The sequence below is a fragment of the Sphingobacterium thalpophilum genome (genome assembly GCF_901482695.1).
GTDB classification, from domain to species: domain Bacteria; phylum Bacteroidota; class Bacteroidia; order Sphingobacteriales; family Sphingobacteriaceae; genus Sphingobacterium; species Sphingobacterium thalpophilum.
The window spans coordinates 4255023-4269060 of record NZ_LR590484.1 but is presented as its reverse complement, the minus strand read 5'-3'; the positions used below and the strand labels follow the sequence as shown (position 1 = coordinate 4269060).

The following is a 14038-nucleotide window of genomic DNA, read 5'->3' as shown; positions in this document are numbered from 1 at the left end:
CGGTAAACATTCCCTAAATTGTACTAATTATGACAAAGATCCTGATATATGAAGACAACAGCCAATTGAGAGATGTATTGTCGATTCTCATCAATAGCGATCCAAAATATGTAGTACAGGCTGCTTATGGTCATTGTGCCAACGCCTCTGAGGATATAAAAAAGCACTGTCCGGACCTCATTCTGATGGACATAGACATGCCTTTTGTAAATGGTATATCAGGACTAAAACTTTTAAGGCAATCCGGATTCAGGGGAAAAATAATCATGCTCACGGTATTTGACGACAATGCGAATGTTTTTGATGCCATAAAAGCGGGTGCCAATGGCTACATCTTAAAAAAAACACCACCGTCCAAGATTCTGGAGTATATTGAAGATGCTTTAAACGGTGGAGCTCCGATGACTTCGTCCATTGCCACACAGGTCCTGCATATGCTTGCTGAAGGTAAAACGACAAGAACGTCCACTTTCGATCTTTCCGCGCGTGAAAAAGAGGTCCTTGACCTACTCGTCGAAGGATATAGTTATAAGATGATTGCCGATAAACTGTTTATCTCTATGGATACTGTGCGTTCGCACATCAAAAAAATTTATGAAAAACTCCAAGTCAACTCCAAAAGTGAAGCCGTCGTCAAAGCGCTACGAAATAGCCCCCGCGGTGGGATCGGCACCGACTAGGATCATTTCATCTCAATTTTTCCACCGTTTATGTGTCCACAGCCAACCGTAAGGTTCTTCCCTGATATTGTCCGCTAACAGGTCAATGTACTTTTTCGTGATATCACCCTCCTTTGTCGTTTGCGCTTGAGCACATATGGGTATGCAGGCTATTTTGTAGCTTCCTTTGGATAGCTGCGTGATATGTAAATAAATCACCGCCGACTGACCACTGCGCGCGAGCTTCTCCATGCCAGAAAACACGTAGGTGTCCTGATGCAGCAAAGTAAATTTGTATTTCTCCTCTTTGGTCCGCGGACACTGGTCGGCGAGAAAAAGATAAACCGCAGGCTCTCCTCTCTCTGACAGCACATGCCGTATAATGGCATGGTCTGGTACCAGCCTGAGACCAAAACGCGACCTTAGCTTAACCATGAACATGTCTATCGGCACTGACTTAAGGGGTCTGTACACAGCATAAACGTCATGGCGTATCTTAAAGGGCATAAAATTCAACATTTCCCAATTGCCGCAGTGTCCCAGGCAGGCAATCACATTGCGCCCATCGTGTATATGTTCTTCTATTAATTCAAGATTTTCAAAGATAATCTTTCGATCCAGTACCGCTGCCGGAGCGGAAATACCTTTTATGATCTCAGCAAAATAAGAGGCAAAACAAGTATAGAATTTTTTAACGATGGCGCGGATCTCCCCATATCGCTTATCCGGAAAGGAGCGTGCCACATTCTGAATAACGACCTCTTTTCTGTACCCAACGACATAATACGCTACAAAAAAAGCAACTGAGGCCAGGGTATAAAGAATTGGCATGGGCAATAAGCTAACGGCGTAGGCAATAATATAAATACCTTTATACGCCATTACCTGCAAGGCTTGCTTGGGTTTCATCCGCTAAAATTTCATTTTTAAACCCACCGACCCATATGGGGAGACAGAAAAATAATAATCATTATCACCTGCAAACACGCCCTTCAGCGTCCGGTCGCTGTAAGCTGCAGGTCGGTATAGATTCAGTCCAGCCATACCGGTGACGGACACTTTTTCGCCGAGCTTGATCTCGGGACGAAACCCCGTAACAATATACTGGTGGGAGAATATCACATCTTTGCCATCCTTTTTCAACAGAGCGATCTGCCCGTTCATCTCTAGGGCGTACGATAGTTTGAACCTGTCGTTGAAAGCATAGCCTGCGGACACATCCAGCCCCTCCACGAGTTCGATGTTTACATCAAATTTGCCACTGTGTCTCCATTTGACGTAAACTGCCGGAAATATCATCGGATAACCCAAAGAACTATTGATTGCCAATCCACCACCGATATCGAGTCTGGGATTGAGGTGCCGGATAAAAACCGCACTACCACTGGCCAGAACATTTCTAAAACCGATTTTGGAAAAGTCGGTGGATGGTGAAAAAACACCCATCCCCACGCTCGCGCGCAACGACCACCGATCGTTGAGCGGGCGCAAATGGTAGACACCCATCTGAATATTCATGATTTCGGATACCATATATTCGGAAAAGTTCTGGTTTTTCAACGAAACATAGGATCCGCCGAAACCAATACCCCAGGCTGTGGGACGCTTGTTCTCGTTTAGAGTCATGGATAAGGGGATATTTACCCCCGCCTGATAGACCATGGCCGAGCCTTTACTGTTACCGATTTTTTCTTTTGGTTTTTCTCCGGGAGGCAGATAATAGTAACCGGAGTTTCCAATGTATTCGGTCTTCAGAAATACCTCCTGAGCCTTTCCGTCGAGCGTTAACAAAATAGCCAAGGTGGCTAAGAATAATGTTATTGACTTCATGATGTTAAATTTGTATCTGTACTGATTTCTTAGTGCAAAAGAATGGTGAAAATGACGGTCCATAAATCGATATTCGATGGACTTCAGAATCGGACTGATGAGATGCAGAATAGCGAAAATGGAATAATACGTATATTGTCAGACGAATAGCGCTTTTGCGGACCGAAGTTCAGCCGCTGAACCAACGGCATGAACCTAAACTCCGGTGCGCAATCTGCTGTAATAGCTGGCGGTACTAAAATTTGTACGCGATGCCGACGGATGCAACGCGGCTCTTCATGCCTGCCCCTTTCGCTTTATCCAGGTCTGCCAGCCCAAATTGATAGTTGGCTTTTAACTGCCAGTGCTGGTCAAACTCGTAACCGATGATACCTCCTACTCCATAGTCAAAGCGGTTTAGAGCAGGCATATCGGGAGTCCCGTTCTCTTTGAATAGGCTTACACCTCCCAATTTTGCGCTGATCCCATAACCCGCATAAGGGCCGGCCCCTATAAAAGCCTTTCCACTGCCGAGTTCGCCTTGAATGATCCCATAAAGAGGGATTTCTACGCCAAAGGAATTGAGTTTTCTGGAGGATGTACTGGCGGTAGATTCAAGCTTAGAACTGTGAAAATAGACATCAATACCGGATTGAACCGCGAAATTTGGAGTCAGGTCATATTTGATAAAACCGCCGGCAGAGCCGCCGATGCCCATTTTGCTTTTTAGGCTTTTCGCCTGTCCGCTGAGGCTATAATTTGATAGGCTGCTGTTGGCTCTGAAACCCAAAGACAGCTTGCTCTCCTGAGCGGATAATTGGGTGGAAAAAAGCAGCGTACTGAGGGCGAAAGCTAATGTTAACATGTTCTTTTTCATTGTTCCAAAATTTTAAAATTTTTAATGTTATTATTTTAATTCTGAACAAAAGAACGACGCGCAGAGCAATTCGGGAACCAGGAAACGACAAGCTTTAGAATCTAAAACATGAAGTGTATTTTTAATAAGATGTAATTTCGGACATAGATTATTCCACGATACCATCCATCCACTTCAGGAAGTCGGGCACGCGTACGCGGCTCACCAAAACCTCATGCGGGCATACTGGGGAAAAGGAAAGCTTGAGACGGCTGTTGAAGTATTTGGCAACATTTTTAATCGCTCTTACATTCCCGATACAGTTGCGTGAGACACGAAAAAATAGGCGGTTGTCCAGGAGCTGCTCCAGCTGTTCCAGTGTATAGTTGATGATATAACGCTTATCACTGGACGTATGAAGGAATACAACCCCGTCTTCACTGTAGAAATGAGCGATATCCTTGGTCTCTATATAGTGGTAGTTCTCCCCCTTGGATATCAGAAACCGGTTTTTGGTCCTGACGGACAATAATTGTTCGTAATTCTTAGGGCTGGCGGTATAAGAGACATGCTGAAAAATCTTTTCGAACTTGATCAGAGCGGCTTCTAGCTCGGCCTCATTAAATGGTTTGAGCAGATAATCGATACTGTTCAATTTAAACGCTTTAATAGCGTGCTCGTCATAAGCTGTTGTAAAGATCACTGGCGTGGTGACCTCCAAATGATTGAATATCTCGAAGCAGTTGCCATCGGCAAGGCGTATGTCCATCAGTATTAAATCTACGGCAGAGGTTTTCAGGAATGCGATGGTATCGATGACTGTTTTGGTCTGCTTTTCCAGTTCGTATTCGGGCCGTAATTTGGTGATCATACGTTTCACTTCTTCATATGCGAAGCGTTCATCTTCTACTATCAGGTACTTCATGACTTTATATAGGGAATTTTGACGACAAAAAGTTGTGGGCTATGTTCCACAATAACATCTTGGCCGTATAATTTGTACTGCTGTGTGATATATTTCAGCCCGATTCCGCCCTTCTCCACATCGTTGGATGGCTGGATATTGTTTTCAACGGTTATATAACTGCTGTCTACCGTGATCTTAATGTTCAGAAGGGATTCTTCGGTTGCTTTATTATGCTTGAAGGCATTTTCGATCAATAATTGTAGGGTCAGCGGAATAATCGTATACTGTTCGGAAGAGGTAAGTTTGTTGACCGTAAATGTAAAAGCATTTTCAAACCGCATGCGCATCAGGAATATATACGAATCCAGGGCGTCCAGTTCTTCGGAAACGGAGACGACCGGCTGCTGGCTGAGAGACAGCACATAACGGTAGGTTTTGGAGAGTGCCTTTGTAAACTTGTTTGCATTCTCCTGATTGATATATATTAATGAAGATAGCACATTCAACGAATTAAACAGGAAATGGGGATTGATCTGTGACCTCAGTGTTTCGTGTTGAAAGAGGAGTACCCTACGTTTTGCGGTTTCGGAATCAGCAATGGCTTTTTGTTCGGACTGGAAGTAATAGATCAGTTCAAACGATAGCAGGATGGGTATATTATTAGTCATCGCGAAGGCAAACTTGACCAGGAAAGAGGGTAATCCTTCTGCTGAAATCAACAGGACGTCATAAATCACGTAATTGAATGTCCATAATACAAGCAGACAAATGACGACCAGTCCAGCGATATCCGCCAGAATACGATATAGAATATTTTTGGAATAGGGCAGATATTTATTCAAGAACCTGAGTAAAAGGAAGTCCGCTATACACATGGTAACGATCACCAGATAATGTGAAAACAGCTGGATATGAAAATGGTCCCATAAATCTTCCTTCATCAGAATTATACTGAACAGCATCTGGCACAAAGAGTAGATCAATGTGGAGAAGAAAAAAATAAGCAGGTTTTTAATACCTAAGTTTTTAAGTTGGACCATCGCTCAAAAATAAAGTTTTTGGTCTAAGGTTTAATGGCAACCCCCTCATGTTTCTGATGAACTTCATTATTTGTTGGATGAATTTAATTGAGGCTCATATCGAGTAAGCGGTTTTCTTAAGGATATTTTTATCCGCTAAACGATTGGCGGAACTCCAAGGGCGATAGATTGGTTTTGGTCTTAAACAATTTGTTAAATGACTGCACATGTTCAAAACCGAGTTCATAGGCAATTTCGCTCACGGTTAACTTGGTTGTGGAGAGCTTTTCTTTTGCTTTGCCAATGAGCTTTTGCTGTATATGCTGGCGGGTGTTTAAGCCTGTCAATGACTTGAGTAAACCGCTTAAATAGTTGGGCGACACACACAAGGAATCGGCGACGAACTGAACAGTGGGCAAACCTCTGTTTGCCTGGGCATTATCATTGAAGTAATCGTTTAACATTTCTTCCAGCTGCGACAAAATCATGTGATTGGCCTTCTGACGTGTGATAAATTGACGATTGTAAAATCGTTCGGCATAGTTGAGCAAAGTCTCAATGTGTGAAATAATAATTTTTTGGGAATACCTGTCAATGTTGGTAGCTAACTCTTTATCAATATTTGAGAAAATTGACTCTACGATTTTTTGTTCATCATCCGAAAGAAACAACGCCTCGTTTATCGCATAACCAAAAAACTCATAGTTTTTGATGGTGCGGGCCAGATCTGTATTCCAGATAAAATCCCGATGAAAAAACAACAGCCAGCCACTGCGGTTGCTGTTGGTCGATTCACTTTCCACCACAATATTCAACACTTGGTTTGGTGCAAGAAAAGACATCAGACCTTCGTCAAAATCGTATTCCTGCTGTCCGTACATGAACTTGACATCCAAATGTTTTTTCATGGCTATTGAATAAAAATCATGCAACCAGTTGACATTATTGTGCTCTGGCAAATCGACTATCTGAGAATAATCCACCAAGCTAACAAGAGGATGCTTAGGTTTTTCCAGAGACCTTAACTTATGATACTCTGAGATTGTATTTATCTTCTTAATTCGATTTGCCATAGCTGTTTGTGTTAAACAAATTTAAGAAATTGGTTTATTGTTTTTTGATAGATATCTTTTTGATTTGTGCTACGGTCTGCCCACCCACGGCATAGTTCTCATCACCCACGATATCAATCATGACGTGTATAAATTCCAAGGGGACTCGGGTAATAGAATGGACACTTGCGGTAATGGATTGTATCAGTTCCATCTTTTGGTCTTCAGTTAACGAAGCAGTTGTAATTTTTATACTTGGCATAGACATGTATGTTAAAGGTTAGAACCACCAGAGATTTCGATGCGTTGCCCATTGATCCATTTGGCATCATCTGTACATAAAAAGGCAACTACGCCGCCGATGTCATCGGGAAGACCGACGCGTCCCAGAGCAGTCTGTGCAGCTAGATTTGCATTCATTTCTTTATTATCGCGTACAGCACCGCCCATAATGTCTGTTTCGATCGGTCCGGGAGCAACTACATTTGAACGTATGCCTCTTTTACCTAATTCTTGTGCCTGATATTTGGTTAAGGTCTCTATGGCTCCCTTCATTGAGGCATAGGTTGCGAATCCCGGAGTTGAGAAACGCGCCAACCCTGTTGATACATTGACCACGCCACCGTTATCATTTATGTGTTTAAGTAGTTTTTGAGTTAGAAAAAATGGCCCTTTGAAATGAACATTCAGCAAATCATCAAACTGATCCACACTTACATCTGCATAGGCGGCATAATAAATGAAGCCTGCATTATTGATAAGATAATCGATTTGGTCTGTGCCGAAATTTATCTTCAATGAATTGGTTAATGAAGTAACAAAAAGATCAAAACCAGGTATATCGGTGACATCCAAGGCCAAGGCAATGGCCTTTTGTCCAACTTTTTCTATTTCGGATATCACCTGTTTTGCCTGTTCTGGATTGGAATGGTAGGTAATGATTACATCTAATCCTTTTTTCGCGAGATTGATAGCCATATCTCTCCCGAGCCCTTTGGTACCTCCTGTTACTAATGCGATTTTGTTTGACATTTCCTTCGTATTTTAGTGATGAATAATGATTCAAATGTCGGTACATATCTCTTGCCGGACTTAGCCGAATCTAAGATTGTTTTATCCGAAACGTGATCCTTATGCTTATACCCAACATCCCAACTGTCGTTCAGGTCAGTTTCAATCAAAACTCGTCGGTCTCACAAGGGTGTTCGCGAACTGCATTATTGGATTGGTCTGTAGAAAATGAAGAGATATTGAGGTCTCTTTTCGAACGGTTCAACAGCAAAGAATAGTATTATTCTTCCGTGATCAGATCAAACACTTCCATAATGTTTGTTTCATTGTCGGTCCAAAGATTCCCCAATGTGTCACCTGCGTCTACGGATATACCTTTTGCCCGCAGCCTTTTAACGGCTGCAAGCGAATCGACCTGTAATGCTCTAAACGCGTCGGCAATAGGTGCTTTAGCCAGTCTTTCCAAAATAATGGTATCTACCTTCGGGCTGTATTGTTGCTCGACGATAAATAGTACAGATAGTATAGCCAAAGCTAATGCAGCAGGCAGAAAGACCCCTTTTTTGAAATGAATTTTCAAGGGTTTCCAATTGAGCAGGATGTGAAAAATGGCACAAATGAAAAAGAAAAGGCCAAAGATCTCATGCACTACTTCGGTATAACCGTCCAATAAATGGAAAAACATAAGCATACCTGATATCCCTACAACAAGGAAAATTAGGGAGATAAACGGGGTGACGTAATTTCTGTTCAGTTTCATGGTATAAAGTTTATTTAGTTAAGTTTTGAAAATCGTTTTTCAAGATTTGAAAGCCATTTAATACGCTTTTCTCTGCTTACTGATTTCACTGAAGTGAAACTGATCCAGTGAAGGTTTTTGTAGCCCATCGTCTTAAAAATACTTCTTAGCATTACCTTTCGGATGAGATTTCCGATGAGTAGAGCATATAAAATTCGAGGTTTGTTCATCGTGGTGATGATGGTTATGCTTTTTAAATTTTTCAAAAGCGGTACCAATCCAAAACCTCGGGGGTGGTGGTCATACATCACTCCCGGACCTAACACCCGGTCAACGAAACCCTTGGTTGTTGCCGGCATAATGTCCCACCATATGGGAAAAATAAAAATGAGGTGGTCGGCTTGTTTCAGGCGCTCGCTGTAGTCGATCACCTGGGGGTCTATAGGTTGGTGATCTACAAATGCTTTTAGGTCTGCTTTTGACATTGCTGGATTAAATCCATCGTTGTCAAGGTGCATTAGGTCAACTTCATGACTGGCGTTTTGCAGTCCTTTGGTGACAGACTGCAAAATGGCATGGCAATAACTGCCTTCGTTGGGATGATTGAATACGATAACTGTTCTCATTTTTCGCTGTTTTGATTACAGTACAAAGTTGAGAAGTCAGGGTGCTGTCCGACGATAACAATTGTTAAGAAATTGTACTTCTAATCACAAACTTAGCGCCGATTTCGTATCCTGCTCAGCGAAACAGAAGTAATGCCCAAGTATGAAGCAATATAGTGCTGTGGAATGCGTAAAAGTATTTCAGGGCTCGCCTGAAATAACTTTTTGTAACGGATTTCAGGCTTATCCTGAATCCGTGAAATCAATAATTGCTGATATGAGGCTACTCGGCTAATTAGATACTTACTGAATAGGGTTTGGAAAGTTCTATCATGTTGCAACATATCCATTTCTTCCCTATCAATATATAAAAGAACCGAATCCTCGATTATTTCAATACTATAGGAGCACGAAGATTTATAAAAAAAGCTTTCCGTAGCACAAAATAGCTGATCCTCGAAAAGGAACTGGAAGGTAATTTCTTTCCCATCATTATATGTCCAGCCTCTAAGTAGACCTTTTTTTAAATAATAAAATTTAGTGGAAACACAACCTTCATGAATAATAACAGTTCCTTTCTTATAATTCGCTACTTTTGCTGTTTCAAACAGGTATTTTATTAACTGATTTTGCTCTTGTTCAGTCATTTACATTATACAATTGATCCTAAATTGCTCTCATTCGGATTTCCTTCTATTTGCAACGTCAATTCCTCACAGCGGTATACTTTGCCGTCCTGGATTTGAAATTCGGCAAATACTTTATGCTTGATCACGTCGCCCGTTTTTAGAATGCTTCTTACATAGTGCTTGGTAAAAATAGAATTTTCATTTTCTGCAATGTTTGAGAATTGTACATCAACGCGCTGAATCTTGTCTTTCAGTTTTTTGATGTGTTTTTTAAATCCTTCAAAATCCAATTGCTCGTTGTCCACAATCTGAATATAATTGGGGCTAAAATATTTATTAATTAACGTTTCGTCGTAATTTTGATTTTCAATTACGTCTCTGAATAATGTTCTTATAAAATCCATGTTCTTAATTTTTTTTACAAATTTACGCTGCGTTCACGATTGAAAACGATAACAATTGTTAAGAATTGTACTCCTACTTCCAAACTTAGCGCCTGTTTCGTATCCTGCTCAGTGAAACGGAGGTAATGCCCAAGTATGAAGCGATATAGTGCTGTGGAATACGCTGAACGATATGCGGATAATTTTCAATCAATTCTGCGTAGCGTTGTTGTGGTGTATTTTTCAGATAAGAGTACAAAAGCTTTTGTCCTTGAAGGAGCCGCCTGAACAAATGCTCTTCCAGCTGCATTCTTAACTCGGGTGAGTTCTCAAGTGCGTCGCGAAATTCTTTCTGCGAGACCGTTTGTAAAATACATGGTTCCAGACTCTCGATGCTGTATAAACTCGGTTGGTTTGTCCTAAAACTCTCAATGGAAGATACACTGTGTCCTTCAAAGAAAAACTGGGTGGTAATTTCTCTACCGTCATTATTCACCCAGGTTCTCAAACATCCTTTCTCAATAAAGAACATTGTTCGTGAGATTTCACCTTCCTGCAAAAGAATGCTTTTGGCAGGAACTTCAAGACGTTTAAAAAGATGCTTGAATGGTCCCCATTCTTCAGTCATTGCCTACAATTATTTTATATTTGCTACTCAAATCGCTCCCCCAATTTTCCATCATATTCACAAGCGGCAAAAGAGACTCCCCTACTTCCGTTAAAAAATATTCAACTTTAGGGGGCAATACAGGATAAATCACTTTTTTGACCACACCATACGCCTCCAGCTCTTTCAGTTGTAAATTTAATACCCTTTTGCTCGCCAGCGGATGTTTTTTCGCGAGTTCAGCGGGTCTACGGATACCACGACTGATCGAATCAATGAGGCAGGGTTTCCATTTACCTCCTATAATCTCAAATGTGATGCTAATGCCACAACTAAAATCTTTTGGTATTTTTTTCTCGTACATGGATCTTTTATTTAGGGGTAAATTTACGACATATTTCGTTTATAGTAATATAGGGATAATATTATCCCTATACCAATATTTTTACCTGTATTTTTCTGCATATATAAGGTCAGTAGCTTTGTCGATAATAATTCATCATAAAAATTATAAAAAAATGAAATTAACAAATAGAGACAAAGCTGAAGCTATACAAAATAGCATCGAGACCGAAACATTATCCGAACTGGGATTGATCAACCCGCACTCGTATAAGCAGCACAACCCACACGTAGCCACGGGACTACAGGCAATTTTGGATCTGCATGAGCAAATGCCCATGGATAAGGTCTATACGAATGTTGTTCGAAAATTTCAGGATGGCGATTTCGGATTTGTCCATGTCGACTATTTCCTTTTTGAACCTACAATCGCTTTTGATATCCACCGGTTTGAAAATGGTGTCAGCGTCGAACATTGGGACAACCTTCAGCTCAACCCAAAAAAATTGAACAAAAGCGGGAGAACAATGACTGACGGAAAAACCAAGGCGATAGATCACCATAAAACTGAACAAAACAAAAGCCTTGTAACCGGGTATGTTCAAGACATCCTTATCGACAGAAAGTTGGAGCTATTGCCAAAATATTTCAAGGCGGACAAACTGATTCAACATAACCCCGATATGGGCGACGGCGTACAGGAATTTCTGCATGTATTGGAACAATGGGAGAATGAAGGCAAGCCTCAAACGTACATCAAACTGCATAAAGTACTGGGCGAGGGAAACTTTGTCCTTGCTCTGAGTGAAGGCTTTTTTAAAGGGGACCATGTGGCATTCTACGACCTGTATAGGGTCGAAGATGATAAAATCGTGGAGCATTGGGATGTCATTGAAGCAATACCTGAACCCGAAAAACGTAAAAATGATAATGGTAAATTTTAGGAAAGATGGACGCCACAAGATGGTGAGCACCTTTTTTGTGGTGTTGCCGACAACGTTTATAATGTCTGTCGTATCCAGTGTTATGAAGGCGCGGACGGTTGAGAACTGGACCGGTGAACTTCTTAAATCGTGGCTTATCTCACTACCTATTGTGTATGTATGCGTACTGCTCTTATTGCCGCTTGCCAATAAATTGGCGGGCAAGCTTGTAGATAGGAAAGTAAATGTATAAATGCGCGAGCATCTCCAAAATCTACTTTTTTGGGGATGTTCTCTTTTTACGCCGTAGTGGGCAGGTTCCTAACCGGCCAATGAAGCGTCATCAAATTTTAGCTTACTCTTCATGCTGATGCAGCGACCGGATTACTTCCTTACGGTTGGAGAGACCAAACTCAATCAATGTATTCAGGACATGCCAAATTTCCTGTGCGTGTTCGGTTAATCGGTAATAAGCAATATCTTTCGTGGGGGTAAATTCAATATTTTTTTCGATCAGCAGATGGGCTTCCAATGTCGCGAGCTCAGACGTTAATACTTTCGGAGAGATACCTTTGGACACCTCAAAGAAATCTTTAAACCGTAATTTTTGATAATAATGTAAGTTTAAAAGGATGCAAAAGCGCCATTTTCCGCTCAATAAATCCAAGGTATCTCGCAAAGCTAAAAATCGCTGCTTCAAAATTCTTTCATCCCCTATACAAGGTTTTACTTTTTTTTCCATGACACTTTCCTAAAGGTGAGTAATCACAAATTTACTAAATGCTGAAAGTAACTTTGCTTACAATAACTAAATAATATAAATGAAACAATAAAAAAACAAATTATATCAAGATGAAAAAAATACTAATTACAGGTGCCACAGGAAAGCAAGGCAGTGCTGCGGCATATGAATTGCTAAAAAATAATTTTGAAATATATGCACTGACAAGAGATCCTCAATCTCTACAAGCTGTCAGCTTAGAAAAAGCTGGTGCAATGCTGATAAAAGGCGATCTGGAAGACGCGGAAGGATTGAAGGACATCCTAAAAAAAGTTGATGGGCTTTATCTGGTCCTTCCTCCTGTATGGGTCTCGAGCAAAGAAACAGATGAAAAAGAAGCAGAAATCGGAATACAGACAATCAGACTAGCCAAGGAACAGGGCGTCAAATTTGTGCTGTATTCTTCAGTTCTAGGATCGGATAAGCAGGATTCATTCAGACCAAAATTTAAATTTACCATCGAAAAATATCTACTGGAAAGTGGGCTAAAAGCGTCCGTGATCAGACCTGCCACATTTATGGAAAATCTACTTTTGCCGAGTTTCGGCTTAGGAGAAGGTAAGTTTATCAATCCCTTGCCTGAAGGCAGGGCAATCTCCTGGGTAAGCACCAATGACATCGGAACTTTTGTACGAATAATATTTCAGAATTACCAGGAATTCGACGGCAAAACGATTGACTTTGGAGGGGACCTTTACACACCTAAACAAATTGTACAGCTATTGGAATCTAAATTGCAGCAAGCAATCAATCTTGTACAGGTACCTTTGGAAATACTTTACCAGCAAAGTGAAACATTTGCAAAGCTGGTTGAAATGATCGACAGAGAAGGTTATGACCCCATTGATTATCAATTTTTATCCTCCTGGATGCCCAAACTCACAGGATTTGGGGAGTGGCTGGAAGAAACAGGGATCGAAAAAATAAGGGAATTACAAACGGTCAGCCATTAATCGTTAATTCATTAAGGCGGCCGGAAAACGTTCGGGCCACCTTACATTTTTAAAGTACTGATTTATAAACTACTGTAAGTCTACTTGTTACGCTACAAAGAAGGCGGTGGTCAGCCAGCAGAAGACAATAAATTCAGTGACTGATTAAGAATATGGATGTACACAGTTTGAATTATATCGTTCTTTGTTTGTAATATTGTCACTAATGAAAAAGTTACCGCGTAAATGAACTCTGGATATTTAAAAGGTCTGTCTTCTGCAACAGATAAACATACTTTAAACTTAGTTAATGATCAAGTGGTCCTATGCCCGTTGACAGAGGCTGACGCTGATTTTTTTTATGCGATTTACTCCCATCCACAGCTGGCTGTTAATTTTGATGAAAGCCCTTTTTTAGAGAATGAGACGGCAATAGGGTTTACCAAGCGTATAATTTCCGTGTGTGAATATAACTTCACCATCAGGTCGACAGAAAACCCTCAGATTATTATTGGAGACTGTGCCCTGCACCATTGGGATCAGACCACTGAGCAAATTGCCATTGGCGGTTCATTGCTTCCCGAATACTGGGGCAAAGGATTTATGCAGGCGGCATTTGGGCTGCTCTTTTTACTTGCAAAAGAAAACTTGGGCGTCAAGAGCATTGTAGCAGTTACGACAACCCGAAACCATAAGGCAATACGGCTTGCTGAAAAAATGGGATTTAAAAAAATTGAAGCAAACGAAGTTGACACTGTCTTGCGGAAAGAGCTTTGATGAAAGC

General features: G+C 41.0%; 20 protein-coding genes. 5 read left to right on the top strand and 15 right to left on the bottom strand.

The window, feature by feature from the left end:
- Window positions 1-29: 29 nt before the first annotated feature.
- Window positions 30-680, top strand: coding sequence for a response regulator (locus tag FGL37_RS17765; RefSeq protein ID WP_028071280.1), 651 nt, complete (start codon window positions 30-32; stop codon window positions 678-680).
- 12 nt (window positions 681-692) lie between these two features.
- Here the strand turns inward: FGL37_RS17765 and FGL37_RS17760 are convergent, their stop codons facing one another.
- The 14 genes from FGL37_RS17760 to FGL37_RS17695 all read right to left on the bottom strand — a co-directional run bounded on the left by FGL37_RS17760 (window position 693) and on the right by FGL37_RS17695 (window position 10640).
- On the bottom strand, window positions 693-1568 hold the full coding sequence (locus FGL37_RS17760) for a lysophospholipid acyltransferase family protein (protein WP_028071281.1): 876 nt from the start codon (window positions 1566-1568) through the stop codon (window positions 693-695).
- 3 nt (window positions 1569-1571) lie between these two features.
- Entirely contained in the window at window positions 1572-2489 is a 918-nt protein-coding gene (locus FGL37_RS17755) for a DUF6268 family outer membrane beta-barrel protein (protein WP_028071282.1), read from the bottom strand.
- A 235-nt stretch (window positions 2490-2724) separates the two neighbouring features.
- Complete coding sequence (locus FGL37_RS17750) at window positions 2725-3345, bottom strand: porin family protein (RefSeq protein ID WP_028071283.1); 621 nt, start codon at window positions 3343-3345, stop codon at window positions 2725-2727.
- 148 nt (window positions 3346-3493) lie between these two features.
- Window positions 3494-4249: a LytR/AlgR family response regulator transcription factor gene (locus FGL37_RS17745; protein ID WP_028071284.1), complete on the bottom strand. Its 756-nt coding sequence runs from the start codon at window positions 4247-4249 to the stop codon at window positions 3494-3496.
- Window positions 4246-5271, bottom strand: a complete 1026-nt coding sequence (locus tag FGL37_RS17740; RefSeq protein ID WP_028071285.1) for a sensor histidine kinase — start codon at window positions 5269-5271, stop codon at window positions 4246-4248. The genes FGL37_RS17745 and FGL37_RS17740 overlap by 4 nt, the downstream gene beginning before the upstream one ends.
- 128 nt (window positions 5272-5399) lie before the next feature.
- On the bottom strand, window positions 5400-6158 hold the full coding sequence (locus FGL37_RS17735) for a helix-turn-helix domain-containing protein (protein ID WP_317132245.1): 759 nt from the start codon (window positions 6156-6158) through the stop codon (window positions 5400-5402).
- Window positions 6159-6357: 199 nt separating this feature from the next.
- A complete protein-coding gene (locus FGL37_RS17730; RefSeq protein ID WP_028071287.1) occupies window positions 6358-6564 on the bottom strand; it encodes a tautomerase family protein in 207 nt (68 codons plus the stop codon).
- 11 nt (window positions 6565-6575) lie between these two features.
- Window positions 6576-7334: an SDR family NAD(P)-dependent oxidoreductase gene (locus tag FGL37_RS17725; RefSeq protein WP_028071288.1), complete on the bottom strand. Its 759-nt coding sequence runs from the start codon at window positions 7332-7334 to the stop codon at window positions 6576-6578.
- Window positions 7335-7593: 259 nt separating this feature from the next.
- Window positions 7594-8073, bottom strand: a complete 480-nt coding sequence (locus FGL37_RS17720) for a DUF4405 domain-containing protein (protein ID WP_028071289.1) — start codon at window positions 8071-8073, stop codon at window positions 7594-7596.
- A 14-nt stretch (window positions 8074-8087) separates the two neighbouring features.
- Window positions 8088-8678, bottom strand: coding sequence for an NAD(P)H-dependent oxidoreductase (locus FGL37_RS17715; protein WP_028071290.1), 591 nt, complete (start codon window positions 8676-8678; stop codon window positions 8088-8090).
- Window positions 8679-8770: 92 nt separating this feature from the next.
- The gene (locus FGL37_RS17710) at window positions 8771-9304 is read right to left on the bottom strand and encodes a Crp/Fnr family transcriptional regulator (protein WP_028071291.1); all 534 of its coding nucleotides are present in this window, start codon (window positions 9302-9304) and stop codon (window positions 8771-8773) included.
- A 5-nt stretch (window positions 9305-9309) separates the two neighbouring features.
- Window positions 9310-9690, bottom strand: coding sequence for a hypothetical protein (locus FGL37_RS17705; RefSeq protein WP_037534025.1), 381 nt, complete (start codon window positions 9688-9690; stop codon window positions 9310-9312).
- An 85-nt stretch (window positions 9691-9775) separates the two neighbouring features.
- Window positions 9776-10297 carry a Crp/Fnr family transcriptional regulator gene (locus FGL37_RS17700; protein ID WP_028071293.1) on the bottom strand — a complete coding sequence of 174 codons (522 nt, stop codon included), beginning with the start codon at window positions 10295-10297 and terminating at the stop codon, window positions 9776-9778.
- A complete protein-coding gene (locus FGL37_RS17695; RefSeq protein ID WP_028071294.1) occupies window positions 10290-10640 on the bottom strand; it encodes a winged helix-turn-helix transcriptional regulator in 351 nt (116 codons plus the stop codon). Before FGL37_RS17695 ends, FGL37_RS17700 begins: the two co-directional genes overlap by 8 nt.
- Window positions 10641-10794: 154 nt before the next feature.
- Here FGL37_RS17695 and FGL37_RS17690 point away from each other — a divergent pair, with 154 nt between their 5' ends.
- The gene (locus FGL37_RS17690; protein WP_051607207.1) at window positions 10795-11562 is read left to right on the top strand and encodes a nuclear transport factor 2 family protein; all 768 of its coding nucleotides are present in this window, start codon (window positions 10795-10797) and stop codon (window positions 11560-11562) included.
- Window positions 11549-11794, top strand: a complete 246-nt coding sequence (locus FGL37_RS17685; RefSeq protein WP_160169528.1) for a DUF2798 domain-containing protein — start codon at window positions 11549-11551, stop codon at window positions 11792-11794. The genes FGL37_RS17690 and FGL37_RS17685 overlap by 14 nt, the downstream gene beginning before the upstream one ends.
- A gap of 102 nt (window positions 11795-11896) precedes the next feature.
- Here FGL37_RS17685 and FGL37_RS17680 read toward each other — a convergent pair whose 3' ends face one another.
- Complete coding sequence (locus tag FGL37_RS17680; protein ID WP_037534026.1) at window positions 11897-12283, bottom strand: winged helix-turn-helix transcriptional regulator; 387 nt, start codon at window positions 12281-12283, stop codon at window positions 11897-11899.
- Window positions 12284-12393: 110 nt separating this feature from the next.
- Between FGL37_RS17680 and FGL37_RS17675 the strand changes: the two genes are divergently transcribed.
- Both FGL37_RS17675 and FGL37_RS17670 read left to right on the top strand, forming a co-directional pair.
- Window positions 12394-13275, top strand: a complete 882-nt coding sequence (locus FGL37_RS17675) for an NmrA family NAD(P)-binding protein (RefSeq protein ID WP_028071298.1) — start codon at window positions 12394-12396, stop codon at window positions 13273-13275.
- Window positions 13276-13500: 225 nt separating this feature from the next.
- On the top strand, window positions 13501-14031 hold the full coding sequence (locus FGL37_RS17670) for a GNAT family N-acetyltransferase (protein ID WP_028071299.1): 531 nt from the start codon (window positions 13501-13503) through the stop codon (window positions 14029-14031).
- Window positions 14032-14038: the final 7 nt, after the last annotated feature.

What these genes read in the sequence shown, in the direction of transcription:
- FGL37_RS17765 (WP_028071280.1), top strand. Translation starts at nt 30, where the DNA reads ATGACAAAGATCCTGATATATGAAGACAACAGCCAATTGAGAGATGTA.
- FGL37_RS17760 (WP_028071281.1), bottom strand. Translation starts at nt 1,568, where the DNA reads ATGAAACCCAAGCAAGCCTTGCAGGTAATGGCGTATAAAGGTATTTAT.
- FGL37_RS17755 (WP_028071282.1), bottom strand. Translation starts at nt 2,489, where the DNA reads ATGAAGTCAATAACATTATTCTTAGCCACCTTGGCTATTTTGTTAACG.
- FGL37_RS17750 (WP_028071283.1), bottom strand. Translation starts at nt 3,345, where the DNA reads ATGAAAAAGAACATGTTAACATTAGCTTTCGCCCTCAGTACGCTGCTT.
- FGL37_RS17745 (WP_028071284.1), bottom strand. Translation starts at nt 4,249, where the DNA reads ATGAAGTACCTGATAGTAGAAGATGAACGCTTCGCATATGAAGAAGTG.
- FGL37_RS17740 (WP_028071285.1), bottom strand. Translation starts at nt 5,271, where the DNA reads ATGGTCCAACTTAAAAACTTAGGTATTAAAAACCTGCTTATTTTTTTC.
- FGL37_RS17735 (WP_317132245.1), bottom strand. Translation starts at nt 6,158, where the DNA reads ATGAAAAAACATTTGGATGTCAAGTTCATGTACGGACAGCAGGAATAC.
- FGL37_RS17730 (WP_028071287.1), bottom strand. Translation starts at nt 6,564, where the DNA reads ATGCCAAGTATAAAAATTACAACTGCTTCGTTAACTGAAGACCAAAAG.
- FGL37_RS17725 (WP_028071288.1), bottom strand. Translation starts at nt 7,334, where the DNA reads ATGTCAAACAAAATCGCATTAGTAACAGGAGGTACCAAAGGGCTCGGG.
- FGL37_RS17720 (WP_028071289.1), bottom strand. Translation starts at nt 8,073, where the DNA reads ATGAAACTGAACAGAAATTACGTCACCCCGTTTATCTCCCTAATTTTC.
- FGL37_RS17715 (WP_028071290.1), bottom strand. Translation starts at nt 8,678, where the DNA reads ATGAGAACAGTTATCGTATTCAATCATCCCAACGAAGGCAGTTATTGC.
- FGL37_RS17710 (WP_028071291.1), bottom strand. Translation starts at nt 9,304, where the DNA reads ATGACTGAACAAGAGCAAAATCAGTTAATAAAATACCTGTTTGAAACA.
- FGL37_RS17705 (WP_037534025.1), bottom strand. Translation starts at nt 9,690, where the DNA reads ATGGATTTTATAAGAACATTATTCAGAGACGTAATTGAAAATCAAAAT.
- FGL37_RS17700 (WP_028071293.1), bottom strand. Translation starts at nt 10,297, where the DNA reads ATGACTGAAGAATGGGGACCATTCAAGCATCTTTTTAAACGTCTTGAA.
- FGL37_RS17695 (WP_028071294.1), bottom strand. Translation starts at nt 10,640, where the DNA reads ATGTACGAGAAAAAAATACCAAAAGATTTTAGTTGTGGCATTAGCATC.
- FGL37_RS17690 (WP_051607207.1), top strand. Translation starts at nt 10,795, where the DNA reads ATGAAATTAACAAATAGAGACAAAGCTGAAGCTATACAAAATAGCATC.
- FGL37_RS17685 (WP_160169528.1), top strand. Translation starts at nt 11,549, where the DNA reads ATGGTAAATTTTAGGAAAGATGGACGCCACAAGATGGTGAGCACCTTT.
- FGL37_RS17680 (WP_037534026.1), bottom strand. Translation starts at nt 12,283, where the DNA reads ATGGAAAAAAAAGTAAAACCTTGTATAGGGGATGAAAGAATTTTGAAG.
- FGL37_RS17675 (WP_028071298.1), top strand. Translation starts at nt 12,394, where the DNA reads ATGAAAAAAATACTAATTACAGGTGCCACAGGAAAGCAAGGCAGTGCT.
- FGL37_RS17670 (WP_028071299.1), top strand. Translation starts at nt 13,501, where the DNA reads ATGAACTCTGGATATTTAAAAGGTCTGTCTTCTGCAACAGATAAACAT.